This is a genomic window from Vibrio cincinnatiensis DSM 19608, from assembly GCF_900167345.1.
Classification (GTDB): domain Bacteria; phylum Pseudomonadota; class Gammaproteobacteria; order Enterobacterales; family Vibrionaceae; genus Vibrio; species Vibrio cincinnatiensis.
Genome location: NZ_FUXB01000001.1, coordinates 166,343 through 184,785 on the forward strand (window position 1 = coordinate 166,343; position 18,443 = coordinate 184,785).

Sequence of the window (18,443 nt, forward strand, 5' to 3'; positions counted from 1 at the left end):
AGCATAAAAGATTGTTTTTATATATCATATTGCTATATGAGAATTCCTGCATAATAGTAAACAAGTAGGATACTACTGATATCGAGGAAGATATGGACCAATTACAACGAGTCGCTGTAGTGTTTGATTACACAAACTTTTTAGGTGTGTCTTGTCGTAAAAAATGGACGTTTTCAGAGGCGTTATTATCGTTCACACCCATCTTTGGTACCGTTTGGCAAGATACGGTAAAACTCAGCCAAACGCAGGAAGAGCGGCTATGGGATATGGCTTTACGGCGCTTATCCAGTCGTCGAAGTGATGAGGCCAATTTGATCACTTTACTGAAATTGGCTAAGTCAGAAGGGATTGATGAGCTAAAATTGGTCATGCCCTATCCACTAGAGCCGGAGCAAATTACGTTGATTCAAGAGAAAAGTGCTTCGCAGATCAAAGTATTGGAGATGGATGAATTTATGATCACGTTATAGCTTAGATTTTTACGTATTATCCGTATTTCTCTTGCTTAAACGATGAAGTCTTCAAAACGGTGAAGCTTGCCGATTGTGGCACGTTTCACCGTTTGTCATTATTTTTTCTGAACCCTTTACTGGTCTTCGTCGATCAAATCATACTGATCACGCAGAATATCAATAATCTCTTGTTTGGGATGGTGACTCAGCTCAATCGGATGGCCCACAATTTTTTCTGCGATGCCAAGGTAGGTATGTGAAATAGCCATGAGCGCTTCAAGTGGGAGGGCATTATCACGTGCAAGCGCCTCACGTTCTGGCATACGTTCTTTGTTTAACAAAATATCAGGGTCAGGGAAATAGTTGAGCAAGAATTGACGGAAGCCTTCTTTGGAATTTTCCACTATCTTTCCGGCTTGGTAGTGTTGTTCATCCCAAATTCGTGAAGAGTCAGGCGTTCCCACTTCATCCATATAGATTAATTTCTCTTGCCCATTGGCATCGGTGACGTAACCAAATTCAAATTTAGTATCAACAAAAATTTGTCCAATCTCTTTCAATGCTTGGCTAATTACAGCAAAGCCTTGCTTTAGTAAGGTTTCATAGAGAGTGATATCTGAGGCTTGGCTAAAGTTGAAGGCCGCAAAATTTGCTTCGATATTTTGGCGTGTGATATTGACATCATCCGCTTCCGGGACACCCGGAATGCCTTTTAAAATCCCTTTCGTGGAGGGGGTGATCAGTAATTCTGGTAATGCTTTATCTTTTTCTAATCCTTCTGGCAACGCAATTCCACAGAATTCTCGTTCCCCTTTTTCATAAGCTCGCCACATGGACCCCGTGATATATTGACGACAGATGGCTTCAATTTTGACCGGTTTTGCTTTTTGTACAATCCACACTAATGGGTGAGGAATGTCCACAATGTGGCTATCCGCTAAGCCTTGCTGCTTAAATAAGTTAAACCAATGGTTTGAGATAGCGTTCAGTGCCGCTCCCTTACCGGGAACACCATGGACACCGCCTTCAGCATGCCAAATACAGTCAAAGGCTGAAATTCGGTCACTGATCACCATAATGGCTAAAGGCGCATCTTCAGCAATAGGGTAGCCCTTTTGCTGAATCAGACGTTTACTATCGTGTTCCGTTAGCCAGTAAACGGAGCGAACTTTACCGCTATGAACAGGTTGATGAGTACGAATTGGGAGGTCGTCATTGACGGCAAGAACTTGATCAGCAAGGCTCATTGAGACATTCCTATCTGGGTTAAACGTCGTAGGGAAAAGAAAGCGCCTACATTAGAGCAGGTGCCGTTATCACTGAGCGCATCATACCAGAATTCTCGATGCTCGCCAGAAAAAAGCAAACGATTGCTTAAATTAACTTATCCAGTAAACCTCTCACTGTCTAGTGAAAGGGGTGGATGAGCGGGGTAAGGAAAAAAACATCGCATTGATTCTCTTTTCCCATTTGAGTCAGTAATTTTTGGCTAACAATATCAATCTCACCAGACGCGACGATTGCGCTCGCATTTTTGGATAAAATCGCTTTGATGACAATCTCAATTTCTGACTGAGCTTGAGAAGCTTTTAGGTGAATAATTTTTTCGCATTGTACCTGGTGGGCTGCCAATTCATGATATTGGGGGCGAGGACATTGCGCAGTATAAAAAATCCACTGTTTTTTCTGCGACAAATTAGCCAACTTCGCCATTATTCCGTTACCGACCATTTCGTTACCGACGGATGATGTCGGGTAAGATACGGAAGGAGAGCGTTTACCGACCATAAGAGTGTGATTGAAATGAGCGTTAAGCATAATACTGTCCTTTCATACATGCTGTATGCGTATACAGTATTATGGGTTGCTATTTGGATCAAGTCATAATTACTGAATTTATGAAGCTAAAGAGTAAGTGTTGTTGATGGCTGTATTTTATCTAGTTGATAAATAATATATTTATTCCTATTTGACGAGGTCATAAAGTGGAGAAAAGTTGGTGGTTTTGTGATCAACCAGAAATTTTCATGTCCTCTACATGTAGGGTTGCTTTTTGCTTGCTTTCTGAAATGGTGAAAACGAAGAGGGTGAGAGGAATGTAAAAAAAGCGCCATATGGCGCTTTTTTTACATTTGTTGTGCGGCTCGTCGTTCTTGTTGAGCGATTTCAGCTAAATTAAAAAGTCGTACATCCATTTGAGCGAAATCATTACAATTTTGGCAAGCATAATGGGCTTTCCCATCAATATATTCATGCTTAGCCAGTAGTCTTGGTTGTTTACACCAGTCACATGTACCTTCAATATTAAACATTTCCCCCACCTTGATTGTCGCGGTGTTTTATCGCGGCGAATTATCACATAAAGAGAGTGTTAAGTTAACTATTTGTTATAAAACTGCGAAGTTAATCGTTTGCTTTGCAAGCTTTCATTCAAGAAAATGAAGTGGAATGTCAAAGTTAATGAATAAGTAATCTTTATTTGTTGCGTTTTTGTAGAATTAAGTTGAGTGAATGGTTAAGGCGTTTCATCTCCTCATCACTGCCTTGTGCATCGGGGTGATAAATTTTTGATAATTGTTTATAGCGGGCTTTAATCGCTTGCTCATTGGGTAATTGGTCGGGAGAAAACCCAAAAAGTGCGCAGGCGACGATCCATTGCTGTTCATGCTGTTGATGGTTTTGTTGCTGTTGACGGCGAGTAAGTTCTCGATAGAGTTTCTCTAATTGTCGCTTTTGTTGCTGAATAATTCGAGCTTGCTCATGTAACTGATCCACTTGGCTTAGGTGGGGAGATTGAGGTAAGCGTGGGTAACGTTTTAGAAATAAATAAGAAGATGCCCCCACCGCGATAATCAAAAGCAAGACAACAATCAATAGGTTGGGAGAATCAAGCTCTCGGGGGGATGGGGGGGTTACATCGGCAACGGGTAATACCGGCGAGGGCGGATAGACGCTGGCTTTTTCTAACGCTGTCATGTTGGAGATTTGTTTTGCTCGTTGTTGGTCAAACTTCTTCTGTAATAGAAAGGCATAACGTTGTTCTGCGTCAGGCTCTCGATCCGCAACACTGTAGTACCAAAGTTCGGCCATGGTGAATGTTTCGGGAAAAGGTCGGCCTTGTTGATACATGTCACCGATGGTGATGGCAGCTTGAGTCTGACCTAAGCTGGTTAATTTTATCAGCCAACGCAGAGCGTTTTCTAAGTGTTCGGGGTTTTCTGTTTCCGCTAAATAGTAGTAAGTGAGTTGCTCCATCGCTGATATATGCCCTTGCTCCGCAGCTTGTGTAAGCCAGTAAAGGCGATCTTGATCGGTGGTGGTATCGGTTGAGGCGAATTGGTAGTGTTGCGCCAGTTGATATTGGGATTCTGCATCACCGAGTCTGGCTTGTTCTTGTAATAAGGTCAATTCAGTTGCTATTCCCAAAGAGGGAAGTATTGCCGTCACAATCAGTAGCCGTACTATCCACCGTCTCATCAATAAACATTCCTTGTTAACGAAAGTATTTGTGAAAATAGCCCTATGTGTCCAGTATACGTCACCGTTTTCAATATGCCGATTGCTTTGCGTTTAACACTAGGTGGCTGGAAATGAAAATAAAAAAGCCCTAAAAGGGCTTTCAAAGTCATCAGCAAAGAATTTCACACTTTATTATTTAGTGTGTTGTCATCTGGCACTGAAGTCTTAGCGATTTATTTCAGTGGCAGTATTTGGATTTCAACCCGGCGGTTACAGGCTCGACCTTCTGCGGTGCTGTTGGTACAGATGGGGTAACGCTTGCCGTTACCGCGTGCAATGGCTCGCCCAGTTGCGACACCTTGCGAAAGAAGAAAAGAACGAACCGATTCTGCTCGGCGCTCCGAAAGGATCTGGTTTGTGGTATCACTGCCCGTGCTATCGGTATGTCCATCAATCACTAAACTGGTCTCTGGGTATTCAACCAAAATTTTGGCGACCCCACGTAAGGTGTTGTGAATAGTGGGATCTAACTGATAAGAGTTCGTTTGGAAACCAATCCCATTTTCTAAACGTAACAGGAGTTGGTTTTCACCTACGCGCTCGACTTGAACTCCAGAATTCAGTAATTCTTCACGTAAGGCGGCTTCTTGTTGATCAAAGTAGTAACCGATCCCACCCCCTACGACGGCACCGCCCGTTGCTCCAACTAAAGCGCGTTGGCGGCGTTCTTTCGCGTTATCGCCACTGGCTAAACCTACTGCGGCACCTGTGATAGCTCCCAATAATGCCCCTTTCGTGGCGGAATTGGTTTCTGTTTCTCCTGTGGTCGCATTTTGTCTTTGCGTTGCGGCACAGCCCGATAGCGCAATCAATAGTGCCATTGCCAGAGTTATTTTCTTCAAGGCCGTCTCTCCATATGTATTTGGCTTAAGATTCCCTTTTTACCCGTATTGATAAATTGCTTGGGAAGTGTTGTGGAATAAACAAAAATTACCGAACAATGTCAATCAAAGGTGGGCAATTTTACGCTATCTTTACGATTTTTAGGTTAATTACTTTAATAATTTGGGGGCTTGAGCACCATCAATCGGGCGGTTGACCGAGATTCTACGCCCTTTTTTTAACCCAACTTCATAATCTGCGGTGAGGTTTTTCATCGCTTCTCTTAATTGTTGCTTAAAGGTTTCGCGGTCAATATTTTGAAACTCTTTATCAATGTAATTATTGATTTTATTGGTTGAGTCTTCATCCGGCGTGATGGTGGGAAGCTTTTCTAAAGCGCCTTCAACCCAGCCAGAGAGGAAGGAATTTACTCGGCGAGAGACTTCACTGGCAGGCGTGCCACTGCCGGCAAAACTGTTACGAAATTGCCCGGTATGTTCATTCATTTCACGGTAGATAATATCGAAAGCAAAAGCCGCAAAGATGGCGCGATCCGCTTCGCCAATAAATTCAACCCGCTTTAAGCCTTTGTGATTCAGTAAGACCGCTTCTACCCCAAATTTAGTATTAATGCCTCGAATAACACGCAAAATTCCAGAGCTGATAGAAGCTGGAAGTAAGTGGGTGGATTGGGTTTTTCCCATTTTGATAAACTCAATATCGTCTTTATCCAGACCATATTTGAGCATAAGTCGGTGAGCCATCTTTATGGCATTCGCGGCTTCATTCACATTTGCTGAATTACCTAATTCAAGGCATTTCGCAATTTTCTTTAAGGCTTTTTGTTTATCCATCGAGTTGTAAAAACGGTTCCATGGCGTTGAGAAAAGTCAGCTATTTTACCGTTTTTCTTGTAGGAATTAAAGGGAAGTGAAACAGACATATGCAGACTGGAGTGCTATTTAAGTCTCAGAGAGGGGTTGTGAGCGGTAATCACGATTTTAGATCGTTCACCGCTCACGGTGGTGGGGCTATTTGAATAAGATCATAGGCCAAGTTCATCGAGGAGATCGGAAGCGAGGTCTATATTGGAGGTATTGTCTTCATGAGGTTTTGATGACATTTTTTGTTGGGTTGCTTCCAAAATGGAGTCTGGGCTTTCATCATCTTGAATTTCAAATTCTTCAAGTTGAATAAATTCGGTTTTATCCATGGCCAGTTCTAGGTAGAAAATATTATTGTTTGCGGTTGAGAACGTGACTCGACGAGCTTGTGGCCGATCAAGATTGGTATCTACAGAGAGAATTACTTGTTTGTTTAACGACAGCATTTTGGGCTGGTTTTGGGTGATGTTGGTTTGCAACTCTTTACGGACTTTATTGGTGAAATCACCCACGAGCTGGTTCATCAGCTCACCTAACACATCACCCACTTCATCGGAGGTGTGTAACACGGCGAGTTCTTCTTCTGGCATGCCCATATTGCGCATGTACTGAGAATAGACTTCTAATGCCGCTTTGGCGGTAAAATTGATTACGACTAAGCCTGAAAAGCCACCATCAAACAAAACAAAACAGCCGAAATCGGGTTTAAGTGACGTTTTGCTGATTTTTTGAACCATCGCAGAATAGGTAATGCTTGATCCGGTGGCTGATGACAGTACTGAAGAAACAGATTGGCAAAGTTTTAATAAGATATCTTCGGTTGTAACGATTTTATTTTTTCTCATAAGTATGCTCGTAGAGACTCATTTATAACGGAAATGGAATTATACCTTTCTTCGTTGAATATACAGTAAACATGCTGCAGGTATTGGCTAATCATAGCCCTTATGTCTGGTTATGAGTAGGTTGTCAACGAACATCTGCAAATTGTTTTAAGATAGAAAAGTAGCATAACCAAAGAAAATACCATTTCTACGGATGGGTTGTTGAGATTCTGATTTGATCACTTTTTTAAATGTTGTAAAGTGACCGGATTCAAAGAATAAAATCAAAATTAACCCCATAAGCCAAAGCTGATTGGATCAGCGTAGTACGGGCAGGAAGCAAATGTTACCAAGACTTCATCTCCAATCTGATGTTGACCCTGTTGTTTTAACTTTTTTACATGAACTTAAAGCGGCAGGTTTTAGCGGTGATATAGAAACACAGTATGCCAGCCGTTTAGCGATGTCGACGGATAACAGTGTTTATCAACAATTACCTCAAGCGGTCATTCATCCTAAATCGACGCATGACGTATCGCTGATTGGCAAAATAAGTATTAAACCTGAATTTGAACGTGTGACTTTCTCACCACGAGGCGGGGGCACGGGAACCAATGGACAATCGCTCACCAAAGGAGTGGTGGTTGATCTTTCTCGCCATATGAATCAAATCCTTGAAATTAACCCTGAGCAAGGGTGGGTGAGGGTGCAAGCGGGCGTGATCAAAGATCAATTAAATGATGCGGTTCGTCCATATGGGTATTTTTTCTCACCCGATCTTTCAACCAGTAACCGAGCCACGTTAGGTGGTATGATCAATACCGATGCTTCCGGGCAAGGTTCGCTGAAATATGGCAAAACCTCCGATCATGTTCTTTCACTACAAGCGGTCTTTGCCGATGGTTCCATTCTAGAAACGGATGGTTCACGGGGGGAACCTGAAGAGGGAGAATACGCCTTTGTTGCCAAGCAGGTGACAGAACAGGTGTGTCGTAGTAAACGCGAACAAATTCTTGCAAAATTTCCCCCATTAAACCGTTTTTTAACCGGTTATGATTTAAAAAATGCTCTTGATGAACAAAGTGATGAATTTAATCTCACTCGCGTATTGTGTGGTGCCGAAGGCTCTTTGGTGTTTATTACTGAAGCAAAGCTGAATCTCACCCCTATTCCTAAAGCCCGCACCTTAGTGAATGTTAAATATGATAGCTTTGATTCCGCGCTGCGCAATGCGCCTCTGATGGTTGAAGCGAATGCTCTCTCTGTAGAAACCGTTGATTCTAAAGTGCTTAACTTGGCGAAAGAGGATATCGTTTGGCACAGTGTCAGCGATCTCCTGACGGATGTCCCGGGCAAAGAGATGCAAGGGATTAACATGGTGGAATACGCAGATCAAGATGAAAGCACCGTTACCGCTTTAGTCGCTAAACTGACGGCGCGGTTAGAGGAAATGATGGCTAACCAGCAAGCGGGGATTATTGGTTATCAAGTCTGTAGCGATCTCGCTAGTGTTAACCGTATTTATAATATGCGTAAAAAAGCCGTGGGTTTACTGGGCGCGGCGAAAGGACGAGCAAAACCAGTGGCCTTCACGGAAGATACTTGTGTCCCACCGGAAAATCTTGCTGACTTTATTGCTGAATTTCGAACCTTGCTCGATAGCAAAGGTTTAGCTTATGGCATGTTTGGCCATGTGGATGCAGGCGTGTTGCATGTACGTCCAGCGCTGGATTTATGCGACCCCAAACAAGAGCTACTGATGCATGAAGTATCTGATGAAGTGGTGAAGTTAGTCGCTAAATATGGTGGTTTGATGTGGGGGGAGCACGGGAAAGGGTATCGTTCAGAGTATGGTCCTGAATTTTTTGGCGAAGCGCTGTTTACGGAACTTCGCCGAGTGAAGGCCGCTTTTGATCCACATAATAAAATGAACCCGGGTAAAATTTGTACGCCACTCAATACCAATTTTGAATTGGTCAAAGTATCAGGGACCAAACGAGGTTATTTTGATCGACAAATCGATGTCAAAGTTCGGGATAGCTTTAAACAAGCGATGGAGTGTAATGGTAACGGCTTGTGTTTTAATTACGATACCAGCTCGCCTATGTGCCCATCCATGAAAGTAACCGCTGACCGACGCCATTCACCGAAAGGGCGGGCGGGGTTAGTCCGTGAATGGTTGCGTCAATTGACCGAGCAAGGCATTGATATTCTAGATTTAGAGCAACAAACGTTACAAAAAACTGCCACCATTAAGACCTTGCTTGATAGAGTGCGTCACCGCATACAGAAAAATCGGCAATATGATTTTTCCCATGAAGTGTATGAAGCGATGAATGGCTGCTTAGCGTGTAAAGCCTGCGCAAGCCAGTGTCCGATTAAGGTGGATGTACCGAGTTTTCGTTCACGTTTTCTAAACCTTTACCATTCGCGTTATCCTCGCCCGGTCAAAGATTATTTAGTGGCGAATATTGAAACCATGTTACCAATGATGGCCAAAGCTCCTCGAGTGGTGAATGGAGTGGTCGCTCAAAAATGGGTGAGGAGTTTAACTGCGGCGACGGTTGGGTATGTGGATGCGCCTTTGTTATCTGTCCCGACATTAGCGGCTCGAACTCGACGTCATCCAGTGGTTCATTTTGATATGCAGCAATTGATGGCGCTGAGTCAGCAAGAGCGTGATCAGCATGTCATTATTGTTCAAGATCCATTCACGAGCTATTACGATGCCGGAGTGGTTGAAGATTTTGTGGCCTTGTTGGTGAAGTTAGGGAAAAAACCAATTTTGCTGCCCTTTAAACCTAATGGGAAAGCTCAGCACATCAAGGGCTTTCTTAAGCGGTTTCGTTCAACCGCAGAGAATGCTGCTGGGTTCTTATCTCAAGTGGCAGATCTTAACATTCCAATGGTTGGGGTTGATCCTGCGTTAGTCCTTTGTTACCGCGATGAATATGTCGAAATTTTAGGTGATGAGCGTGGTGATTTTGATGTTCTGACCGTGCATGAATGGTTATTGCCGCGTTTAAATGAATTTAGCCCGAAAGAAGCGGGTGAGGCATCGCCTTGGTATTTACTGGCTCATTGTACAGAAAAAACGAAGCTCCCTAATGCAGAAAAAGAGTGGATAGCAATTTTTAGCTACTTTGGAGCCGCGTTACACGCCGTCTCCGTTGGTTGTTGTGGTATGGCGGGGACCTTTGGGCATGAAGTGGATAAGCTGAAAATGTCGAAAGATATTTATGCATTGAGCTGGCAACCCAGTTTAGATAAGCTGCCTAAAGAACGCTGTTTAGTCACGGGATATTCTTGTCGAAGCCAAGTTAAGCGCTTTGAAAAGATACAACCAAAACATCCATTACAGGCCCTGTTACAACTCCTTTAATGGTCAGTTGATGGTTTAAACATGGTGCCCTCGTTGAGGGCATTTTATTCGGAGTGATGATGCGATATTTAGAATTAAAAATCCCCCCAGTTGCTGTATTTTTAATTGCACTGGTGATGGCGAATCGACTGCCTCTCTTTTTTACTTTTGCTAATGTAAGCCTTCCGTATCGAGATGTTGCATTTGTTTTCTGTTTTATTTTATCGGGCATCGTGGGGCTATCGGCTGTCATACAATTTCGGTTAGCCAAAACGACAGTCAACCCAACTAAGCCAGATCAAGCCTCTACGATTGTGGACTCGGGTATTTTTACTCTTAGCCGGAATCCGATGTATTTAGCATTGCTCTTGTTGATTTTAGGGGTGGCTTATTGGCATCAAAATGGGGTGAGTTTATTGGTTGTGGTTGGGTTTGTTCTTTATATGAATCGCTTTCAGATTCAGCCAGAAGAACGGGTATTAGAACGTCTGTTTGGCCGTGACTATATTGATTACAAGTCACGGGTTCGTCGCTGGATATAAGAGATTTGCTCCACCTGTGTTGATGGAGCAGAAGATCCTTAAGCGGCTTTGTCTAATTTCGCTAAAAAGTGGGCTTTTCGGTCATTAAAACGCTGTACAAGATCATCAATATCTTCTGAATTATAAGGTTTTAGCCCACTGGCAACCATGCGTTTCAGCCCTTTGCCTACTTGTTGACCCGCTTCTTTAAACACGAAATTGAGCGTGACGATGCCGCGTTTACCTTCGACATCAAACGTTGCGCCAGTAAATTCCACTTCAGGATGCGTGAGTTGTAAATGCTCAAACTCAATTTCCATACTTTCATAGATCACTAGGGGACGCTGGCAATTAATCATCATTTGCTGGGCTTCCATCAAAGGAACCATGATGTGTGGGAAATTCATTCCAGAAAATTGAACATAACTTTTCACCACATGCTCGATAAATTCCGGCTCGCGGCAAACTTGCCCAGAACGCTGCATTAATAGATATTCTTTGCCTGTAGCATCGACCAGTGCACTCTTTTCATGGCATTGATTTTCAACGTGCAAAGCAACACCATCATTAACCATGCCTGAAAAATTAAAGCGCATTTTCTGGCTAATACCCGTTTTTTTCAGGAGTACGGCAAACAATAAGTCACCCGGCACGCAGAAGCGTTTGCTGTCTTCATCATGGATAGGGTTAAAGTCTCCCGCGACTTTCTTGGCAAAGTGGCTCGCCTGCTGGCGGGTGAACTGAAATTGATGGTCAACGGATGAAAAATAAGGTTGTAGAAACATAATGTACGCTTTTCAATAATAACTGCGCTGATTATAGCTCTAACAAACATTTTAATGGTCCAATCAGTGTTAAATTGATCACGCTATCGCCATTTTGATGAGAATGTGGTGAGTGGAGGGATCTAGATAGTGCTTGTCTGCCCAATTTTTCTCAAGGGAGGGGAGCGTCTATGTATAATAACGAATGAAAGTGAATGCTAAGGTGTGTAATGGATGGCTTATAGATTAGAGATTGAAGAGGCGCAAGCTGCCACAGAAATGACGTTTTTCTCCCGCTTTGTTGCCGATATTCTCGCGGGTAAAAAGGTGATAACGATTCGTGATGAAAGTGAGAATAATTATCGACCTGGTTCAATCGTGGACGTCAGTACTTTTGAAGAGGGACGTTGGTTTTGTAAGCTAAAAATCATCAGCGTCACACCTATCTTGTTTTGTGAGTTAAACGAATTTCATGCTGAGCAAGAGAATATGACACTGGAACAATTACGGAACGTAATTCAGGAAATCTATCCCGGTATTGAGCAGTTGTATGTAATTCAATATCAGAAGTGTGAATAAAGAAAGAGCCAGCACAGGCTGGCTCTTTCATCGGTGACGTTCAGTCACGTTTCCAACGAATATGACAGGATTTCTGCTCAGGATCGCGGCTTAATAATAAGCTGGCAAAAACATCATCCAATTCATCATTGGCTTCATTCACTAATCCTATACGGACTTCAGTATAGCGTTCTCTATCGATAGCAAAGCCAACTTCTGCGTCCCAATCAGGAGCGATATCAACAACTTCTGCCGCCCCACGATCATCAAATTGTGCGGTAAACAGAATGACATCAGCAGGCTCGAGATTGTCAGCCGCCATCTCCAAAAAAATGTCGTAAGCGGTATCAATCGCTTCATCGTAAGAGAGTAAATCAGCCATACTTATGCTCGGTTCATGAATTTGCGTTCTGCCGTATTAATGACAACACGATCACCCGTTGCAATGTACTCAGGCACTTGTACCACAAGGCCAGTTGCAAAACGAGCCGGTTTGGTTCTTGACGATGCAGAGGCACCTTTAATAGAAGGATCCGTTTCATCAATCACCATTTCAACTGAAGAAGGCAATTCAATCGCAACAGGGTTACCGTCAACCAGTACCACTTGCATACCTTGAATCTCTTCAGTGATAAACAGCAGTTCGTCTTCGATATCGGCTTGTTTAAAGGTAAATTGTGAGTAATCCGTATTGTCCATAAAGATATACTCATCACCATCTACATAAGAGAATGAAATGTTACGTTTATTCATCTCTACGGTATCGAGGAAGTCATCAGACTTATAGCGTTCATCAACACGTGCGCCAGTAGTGAGGTCAATACAACGCAGCTTGTAGATTTTAGAACCGCCACGACCACCAGGAGTCGTTACTTCAATATCTTTGATTAACAGGGTCTTACCGTTAGATACGATAGCAAACCCTTTTTTTAATTCACTTGCCTTTGGCATGAAAAATACCCTTTGTTCTTAGTTTCGGCGCATTATAACTAAAGCTGTGCGAGAAAAGAAATAATTGCGTTATCCCTTAGTTTCTCATGATGCTGTCGTTCAATGTCGTGCAAATAATCATCAAGAGAGAGCCTCGCTATTGATTCCAACTAACGCTTGGGAGAACATGAGGCGACGATTTCTATAAGGAGCGGTTCTTTGGCATGACTTTGTCGCCTATTGATCCTAATCAGCCATTTCAACTTCAGTATCAACCTGCGATTAACGAGTTGGTCAATTATTTGCGGGCTGGATTAGGAAAACAGCTACACAGTGTTTACCTTTATGGCAGCGTTGCTCGTAAAACGGCGCAGCCTAATGCCTCGAACCTTGATGTTATTGTGGTGACGTATGAATCGATTGAACAAAATCGGACAACTTTGCTCAATACTATCCGATGGCGTTTTCAAAAACGTTTTCCATTCATTACGGATGTTTCTGTAAAAACGGCTCTGGTTTCACAAGTGGCGAGTTTAGACAGTCTTTTCTCGTGGGGCTTTATGCTTCGCCATTGTAGTGTTTGCGTCTATGGTGATAACTTAGCGGAGTGTTTTGGCGATTATGAAACCAGTTGGGAAATAGCAAAGCATTGGAACATGGATGTGGAAGATTGGCTGCATTTTTACCGCGATAAAATTGCTAAAGCAAATACTGCGCAAGAGCAGGGGAGTGCTCAGCAAATCATAGCGAAAAAATTATTACGAGCCAGCTATTCTTTGGTGATGCCTCAAGATAAAAATTGGTTTGATGATCCTAAAACTTGTGGGACCCATTTCTTACGTTATTTTCCTGAAAAACAAAAAGAAATTGAAAGATTAACTATTTTACTCTCAGGGAAAGTGATACCTAAACGCTCCGTGATTGGGTTGCTTGACAGTTTTGGGCCTTGGTTGATTAAGCAGTATCAGAAGACTGAATTTAGAATCGGATAAATCCATGTATTACCTTCTTAAATACGTTTAAATCAATCTATTTTATTCAGTTAAGCAATTTTCACTATTCTCATTGATTAGCAGCATAGTCAAGCTATGATTTTTCAAGAGAGTGAACAAGGAAAATATTATCAGAATTGACCTACATGACATCATGATATGAAAGGTGGAGAATAACAAAATTCTAGTCGCTGGATTAATAAATAGACTATCAGTAGATATTGAGTGAATGTTTCCCTCCCAATTCAATCAATGATAGATATTTGGTTTTCAGTACTCAAACCATGAAGGTCTCAATTCGTAATTAAAATGAAGATCAATACAACCTCGGTACCGCTCTCGTTAAAAGACTATTTTGATGAATGTATGACGCGTAGCTCTGCGCTTTTATCTATTTTTCGAGAAAGCATGGTCTGGCTTATTCCTTGTGTGATGGTGGCAGCGCTAGCGCAGTTTGTTGCGGTAGCCGTCGAACTTCATTATGGGCAAGGGCATTGGCTTGCTGAAAAATTGCACTCTTTAGATGATGTTGTTGTGCGAACCTTGCCCTATTTAATTACGGCTTCCATCTCTTATATGTTAGCGATTCGTTACTCTCTTCCTCGCTCCGCTATCATTTTGTTGTGTACCCTTTATTTGGCCATTGCTTCTGAAGTGGCTAATATTGGAATGGCACTGCCTGTGTATCAGTCTTTTTTTGCGATTGTCATGCCATTTGCTTCTGTGCCGTTAATCTTTTTATTTTTTCGACTTTTCTCAAATAAGAAAAATGAAAGTATTATCGTTAAAGAATCTTTTCAGATTATCATCCCAGGTTTAGCAACAGCCATTATTGTTATTCATGCTAGCGTATTTTTTCTACGTTATTTAGCCAATTTACCACTCAATGAATTTATATTTAACTATATTTCACCCAATAACTCGTATGCCTTTGGTGTAGTTTTCTCATTTTTAAATTCTTTCTTTTGGTTTTTGGGTATTCATGCTCATCATGTCATGGGGGTGTTTATTCAAGCTTTAAACGAAACCCCTGAATTGTTGCCATTAAGTACTAATTTCTTAAGAAGTTTTGTTTTCATTGGTGGTAGTGGTTCGACGTTGGCACTAGCGATTGTTCTGTTACTCTTTTCTAAACATAAAAGTGTTCGATTGTTAGCGCTATCTAGTTTATTCACCAGCATGATCAATGTGAATGAATTACTTCTGTTTGGTTTGCCAATTATTTTAAATTTTCGATTTTTACGTCCTTTTATCGTTGCGCCCATCGTAAATGTTGTGTTGGCTCTTTTAGCGGTGGATGTCGGGTTTATCGACCCTGGTTTATCCAATGTTTACCCCTATACGCCAGTTTTCTTGAACTCTTGGCTTGCATCCGGTGGTGATTGGCATGCGGTTATCTTGCAAGTTATGTTGCTGTTGATTTCATGTTCGATTTACTTTCCCGCCGTTCGTTATTTGAATAAGCAGGAAAATATTTTCTATTTGCGTTCTTTAGATACCACTTATATTCGATGCCTTGAAGAAGCAAAATCTGTGAATAATGATAGTGTGCTTATCTCTCGTCAAAAAGAGAAAGAGCTGGCGGAAGTTGAACGTAAAATCCAGGTTATTGGTAGAACCGAATTTTTTGTGCAATATCAACCACAAATCAGCCAGATAAATGGGAAAGTGATCGGATGTGAGTCTTTACTACGGGCAAAAAATGACACGGGAGAGATCCTCTATCCCAATGCTTTTCTTCCATGGTTGGAAAAAGCAAATTTAATGAAAGATATTGATCTTTGGGTTGTGCGCCGTGTGGCGAAGGATTTGAAAAAAAGAGAAGCCTTAGGGATCAATGTGCGTACCAGCGTCAATATTACGGTACATACCTTGATGGATGATAACAGCATGGCGCAAATTATTCGTCTCATTGAGCCTGTGAGCCAATATATGGATTTTGAGGTAACAGAAAGCTCCTTGCTACAGGATAAAACAAAACTAGCAGGTGTTTTTGAACGGTTACATCAACTCGGGTGCCATATTCATATCGATGATTTTGGTACAGGTTATTCATCAATGAGTTATCTCAATTTGTTTGATATTGATACGATTAAAATTGATCGCTCTTTTGTACAAGCGCTGGATACAGAGAAAGGGCGTAAAGTCTTTTCTGGTATTTATGCGGTAGCAAATGAGTTAGCGATGGATGTGATCGTCGAAGGGGTTGAAACACAAGAACAGCTGAATTTTGTATCACAGTATAAACAAGTTGCGGTACAAGGCTGGTATTACAGCAAACCTTTAATTGAGCAAGACTTTATTGACTATGTGATGTTGCGCCAAGGCATCTTTTCCTTAGCGGGCTAAAAAAGCCCTAACTGTGCGGCAATGATTTGTTCGAACTGGAGGCCAATAAACGGCAAAATGGCATCGGCAACGGGTTTGAGCTGTTTATCAATATAGTGTTGATAATCGATTGGGCTGGTTAAATACTCTTTAGGCTCTGGGCCGTTGAGTGTGATTGCGTATTCAATACGCCCTTTATTTTGATACTGTAATGCACGTCCTAACCTAGTATTGATGTCATCAGCAAGGCGTGCTGCTCGAACTTGTGGTGGTACGTTTTTTTGATATTCATCTAGCTTTCTTCGTAACCGTTTTTGATAGATAAGTTCGCCATCAAATTTGCCCGCAAGCGTGTGTTCAACGATGGTTCGGATATACTCTTCAACAGGTTGGGAATGAAAAATTCGCCAATACAATTCTGACTGAAAGCGTTGTGCCAGTGGTGTCCAATCGGTTCTGGCACTTTCTAAACCTTTAAAGACCATGCGCTCATTTCCAGGCTCACCGAGTAGTCCGGCATAGCGTTTTTTTGAGCCCGTTTCTGAACCGCGGATCGTGGGCATTAAAAATTGACGGTAGTGGGTTTCATACTCAAGCTCTAAAAATGAATCGAGGGCGTATGTTTGTTGCAAATGGGCTTTCCACCACTGATTTATTTCTGCCACTAAGGTTTGGCCGATGATATTTGCTTCATGATGTTCACACGCACTTCCTAATGAAACAAAAATTGAATCGGTATCCCCATAAATGACTTGATAGCCTTTTTGTTCAATCAGCTGTTTGGTTTGTTTCATGATCTCATGGCCACGCATCGTAATACTTGAAGCTAAGCGAGTATCAAAGAATCGGCATCCTGAAGACCCTAAAACACCATAAAAAGAATTCATGATAATTTTTATCGCTTGAGAAAAAGCTTGGTCATGGTTCTGCTTGGCTTTATCACGTGCGGTCCAGAGCGCTTCAATCATGCTGGGTAAAAAGTGGTGTTGACGATGGAATTGTCCACCTCGAAACCCTGCAACTGCTTGATGTGGCTGTGCCCCAACATCGAGTGCCAAACCTTCAATTAGCCCTAATGGGTCAATTAAGAACGAGCGAATGATAGAGGGGTACAGGCTTTTAAAATCAAAGACTAAAACGGAGTCGTACAATCCGGGTATGGAATCCATCACATACCCTCCAGGGCTGGCAACCCAATCTTCGGAATGTAGGTTAGGGGCAACGTATCCGGCTCGGTGTAATTGAGGTAAGTAAAGGTTGGTAAAGGCGGCCACCGAACCACCGATGCGATCCAGCTCTAAGCCTGTTAGCCTTGAGCGCTGAATGGCAAATTCGAGTAAGTGGGTGTGTTCGAAAATGCGGTTCACTAATAGGCAGTCTTGTAGGTTGTATTGTGCGAACTGAGGTTTGTTTTCACGGTACATCCGATTAATTTCATCCATGCGATCATGTGGGTTATCGATGGTTTTCCCTTCGCTTAATAACTCACGAGAAACGGCTTCTAATGACCAAGAGCGAAATTGATAGGTGGCGGTTTTCAGGGTGTCGATACCGTCTAAGACCACACGGCCTGGTATGGTGATAAAGCCTTGATGGGTTTCAGGAGCTGAGCGAAAAAAACTGGCTTGATGGCCTCTTCCTAATTTGAGTTTTATCTTGTGCCATTCGGCTCGTTTATGGAGTAAGCGAAAATCAAAATCAATGACGTTCCAGCCAATGATGATGTCTGGGTCAAAACGTTGGAACCACTCCATCAGTGCGACTAATAACGCGGGTTCATCTTTAACCCACTGGATCGTTGTTTCTGCGGGTTGAGTTTCTCCTGTCATCAAGACACGATTATCCATAGGGCTCGCTAATCCAATGGAGTAGAGCAGACCTTTTTCTGAACACTCAATATCAAGGGACACCACTTTAAGTGTTGGGAGATAGTCGGCTTGACGACATTTGGCATTGCGTATTTGTCGATGATGAGGGTAAGCGATAACATCCCCCGTAAATTCTAAGCTGCCTTTTATAAAACGCTCCATTAAGTAGCGGTCGGCAAGCTTGATATCGGCTTCTAATGTCGTGATTCCTGCTTGATTTAAAGCTTGTTTAAGTTGTAATGCATGACGCAAATTGGCGCAATAACAAGCCGCTTGTGGCTGCAAAGAAAAGTCTTTAAGAGGTAATCGGCGAATATCGAGTTTAAAGGGGTGATGCTGAGACAGAGATTGGCAGCGGGCAATGTCATCTTGTGCAATAAAGAAAACAGGCTTTTCCCCTTCAATGATGAGTTGAGTTGGCCCTTTATCAGTGGAGAGCCATAACTCTATTTGGCTTCGACCATCCATATCTCTTGCTTGGCGAGTAAGGACAAAACCAGATTCAAGGATCACGTTGATTTACCTGTTTTCATTGCTGTATTTTTCACGCAGCCTACCGTTAAGCTTGGATAAGAGCAAGTCGCTGCTCACCGACTAAAGACGATGAACAGCGACTTTAT

General features: G+C 42.4%; 17 protein-coding genes. 6 read left to right on the forward strand and 11 right to left on the reverse strand.

The genetic code is table 11. The features are described from left to right. The first annotated feature begins 92 nt into the window (after positions 1 to 92). Complete coding sequence (locus B5D54_RS00790; protein WP_078924571.1) at positions 93 to 470, forward strand: transporter; 378 nt, start codon at positions 93 to 95, stop codon at positions 468 to 470. 116 nt (positions 471 to 586) lie between these two features. Here B5D54_RS00790 and B5D54_RS00795 read toward each other — a convergent pair whose 3' ends face one another. The 7 genes from B5D54_RS00795 to B5D54_RS00825 form a co-directional block, all read right to left on the reverse strand. After that, positions 587 to 1,699 carry a phosphoribosylaminoimidazolesuccinocarboxamide synthase gene (locus tag B5D54_RS00795; RefSeq protein ID WP_078924572.1) on the reverse strand — a complete coding sequence of 371 codons (1,113 nt, stop codon included), beginning with the start codon at positions 1,697 to 1,699 and terminating at the stop codon, positions 587 to 589. Positions 1,700 to 1,859: 160 nt separating this feature from the next. Next, positions 1,860 to 2,270, reverse strand: coding sequence for a hypothetical protein (locus B5D54_RS00800; protein ID WP_078924573.1), 411 nt, complete (start codon positions 2,268 to 2,270; stop codon positions 1,860 to 1,862). 308 nt (positions 2,271 to 2,578) lie between these two features. Next, positions 2,579 to 2,764, reverse strand: coding sequence for a hypothetical protein (locus B5D54_RS00805; RefSeq protein ID WP_078924574.1), 186 nt, complete (start codon positions 2,762 to 2,764; stop codon positions 2,579 to 2,581). A 163-nt stretch (positions 2,765 to 2,927) separates the two neighbouring features. Further along, on the reverse strand, positions 2,928 to 3,929 hold the full coding sequence (locus tag B5D54_RS00810; RefSeq protein WP_078924575.1) for a J domain-containing protein: 1,002 nt from the start codon (positions 3,927 to 3,929) through the stop codon (positions 2,928 to 2,930). A 215-nt stretch (positions 3,930 to 4,144) separates the two neighbouring features. Continuing rightward, a complete protein-coding gene (locus B5D54_RS00815; RefSeq protein WP_078924576.1) occupies positions 4,145 to 4,813 on the reverse strand; it encodes a YiaD family glycine zipper/OmpA-like lipoprotein in 669 nt (222 codons plus the stop codon). A gap of 150 nt (positions 4,814 to 4,963) precedes the next feature. Continuing rightward, entirely contained in the window at positions 4,964 to 5,647 is a 684-nt protein-coding gene (locus B5D54_RS00820; RefSeq protein WP_078924577.1) for a DUF2786 domain-containing protein, read from the reverse strand. Between the two features lie 191 nt (positions 5,648 to 5,838). Next, the gene (locus tag B5D54_RS00825) at positions 5,839 to 6,522 is read right to left on the reverse strand and encodes a DUF3334 family protein (RefSeq protein WP_078924578.1); all 684 of its coding nucleotides are present in this window, start codon (positions 6,520 to 6,522) and stop codon (positions 5,839 to 5,841) included. A 322-nt stretch (positions 6,523 to 6,844) separates the two neighbouring features. Between B5D54_RS00825 and ydiJ the strand changes: the two genes are divergently transcribed. Next, positions 6,845 to 9,883 (forward strand): D-2-hydroxyglutarate dehydrogenase YdiJ, encoded by a 3,039-nt coding sequence (gene ydiJ / locus B5D54_RS00830; protein ID WP_078924579.1) that lies wholly within the window; start codon positions 6,845 to 6,847, stop codon positions 9,881 to 9,883. 59 nt (positions 9,884 to 9,942) lie between these two features. Next, positions 9,943 to 10,404 carry a methyltransferase family protein gene (locus B5D54_RS00835; RefSeq protein WP_078924580.1) on the forward strand — a complete coding sequence of 154 codons (462 nt, stop codon included), beginning with the start codon at positions 9,943 to 9,945 and terminating at the stop codon, positions 10,402 to 10,404. A 38-nt stretch (positions 10,405 to 10,442) separates the two neighbouring features. Here B5D54_RS00835 and B5D54_RS00840 read toward each other — a convergent pair whose 3' ends face one another. Then, positions 10,443 to 11,168, reverse strand: a complete 726-nt coding sequence (locus B5D54_RS00840; RefSeq protein WP_078924581.1) for a DUF3581 domain-containing protein — start codon at positions 11,166 to 11,168, stop codon at positions 10,443 to 10,445. Positions 11,169 to 11,426: 258 nt separating this feature from the next. Between B5D54_RS00840 and yqfB the strand changes: the two genes are divergently transcribed. Beyond that, positions 11,427 to 11,726: a N(4)-acetylcytidine aminohydrolase gene (gene yqfB / locus B5D54_RS00845; RefSeq protein WP_078924715.1), complete on the forward strand. Its 300-nt coding sequence runs from the start codon at positions 11,427 to 11,429 to the stop codon at positions 11,724 to 11,726. A gap of 40 nt (positions 11,727 to 11,766) precedes the next feature. On the opposite strand, the gene B5D54_RS00850 is transcribed toward yqfB, so the two are convergent. Continuing rightward, a complete protein-coding gene (locus tag B5D54_RS00850; protein WP_078924582.1) occupies positions 11,767 to 12,087 on the reverse strand; it encodes an HI1450 family dsDNA-mimic protein in 321 nt (106 codons plus the stop codon). 2 nt (positions 12,088 to 12,089) lie between these two features. Next, positions 12,090 to 12,656 (reverse strand): elongation factor P-like protein YeiP, encoded by a 567-nt coding sequence (gene yeiP, locus B5D54_RS00855; protein WP_078924583.1) that lies wholly within the window; start codon positions 12,654 to 12,656, stop codon positions 12,090 to 12,092. A gap of 203 nt (positions 12,657 to 12,859) precedes the next feature. Between yeiP and B5D54_RS00860 the strand changes: the two genes are divergently transcribed. Next, positions 12,860 to 13,627 (forward strand): nucleotidyltransferase domain-containing protein, encoded by a 768-nt coding sequence (locus B5D54_RS00860; protein ID WP_078924584.1) that lies wholly within the window; start codon positions 12,860 to 12,862, stop codon positions 13,625 to 13,627. Between the two features lie 309 nt (positions 13,628 to 13,936). Continuing rightward, on the forward strand, positions 13,937 to 15,976 hold the full coding sequence (locus tag B5D54_RS00865; protein WP_078924585.1) for an EAL domain-containing protein: 2,040 nt from the start codon (positions 13,937 to 13,939) through the stop codon (positions 15,974 to 15,976). Here the strand turns inward: B5D54_RS00865 and B5D54_RS00870 are convergent. Beyond that, complete coding sequence (locus tag B5D54_RS00870) at positions 15,973 to 18,336, reverse strand: DNA polymerase II (protein WP_078924586.1); 2,364 nt, start codon at positions 18,334 to 18,336, stop codon at positions 15,973 to 15,975. The two genes, B5D54_RS00865 and B5D54_RS00870, sit on opposite strands and share 4 nt — an antisense overlap. Between the last annotated feature and the right edge of the window lie 107 nt (positions 18,337 to 18,443).

Coding starts and splice junctions, on each gene's coding strand:
- B5D54_RS00820 (WP_078924577.1), bottom strand. CDS start 5,647: ATGGATAAACAAAAAGCCTTAAAGAAAATTGCGAAATGCCTTGAATTA.
- B5D54_RS00790 (WP_078924571.1), top strand. CDS start 93: ATGGACCAATTACAACGAGTCGCTGTAGTGTTTGATTACACAAACTTT.
- yqfB (WP_078924715.1), top strand. CDS start 11,427: ATGACGTTTTTCTCCCGCTTTGTTGCCGATATTCTCGCGGGTAAAAAG.
- B5D54_RS00835 (WP_078924580.1), top strand. CDS start 9,943: ATGCGATATTTAGAATTAAAAATCCCCCCAGTTGCTGTATTTTTAATT.
- B5D54_RS00795 (WP_078924572.1), bottom strand. CDS start 1,699: ATGAGCCTTGCTGATCAAGTTCTTGCCGTCAATGACGACCTCCCAATT.
- B5D54_RS00850 (WP_078924582.1), bottom strand. CDS start 12,087: ATGGCTGATTTACTCTCTTACGATGAAGCGATTGATACCGCTTACGAC.
- ydiJ (WP_078924579.1), top strand. CDS start 6,845: ATGTTACCAAGACTTCATCTCCAATCTGATGTTGACCCTGTTGTTTTA.
- B5D54_RS00865 (WP_078924585.1), top strand. CDS start 13,937: ATGAAGATCAATACAACCTCGGTACCGCTCTCGTTAAAAGACTATTTT.
- B5D54_RS00840 (WP_078924581.1), bottom strand. CDS start 11,168: ATGTTTCTACAACCTTATTTTTCATCCGTTGACCATCAATTTCAGTTC.
- B5D54_RS00800 (WP_078924573.1), bottom strand. CDS start 2,270: ATGCTTAACGCTCATTTCAATCACACTCTTATGGTCGGTAAACGCTCT.
- yeiP (WP_078924583.1), bottom strand. CDS start 12,656: ATGCCAAAGGCAAGTGAATTAAAAAAAGGGTTTGCTATCGTATCTAAC.
- B5D54_RS00860 (WP_078924584.1), top strand. CDS start 12,860: ATGACTTTGTCGCCTATTGATCCTAATCAGCCATTTCAACTTCAGTAT.
- B5D54_RS00810 (WP_078924575.1), bottom strand. CDS start 3,929: ATGAGACGGTGGATAGTACGGCTACTGATTGTGACGGCAATACTTCCC.
- B5D54_RS00805 (WP_078924574.1), bottom strand. CDS start 2,764: ATGTTTAATATTGAAGGTACATGTGACTGGTGTAAACAACCAAGACTA.
- B5D54_RS00825 (WP_078924578.1), bottom strand. CDS start 6,522: ATGAGAAAAAATAAAATCGTTACAACCGAAGATATCTTATTAAAACTT.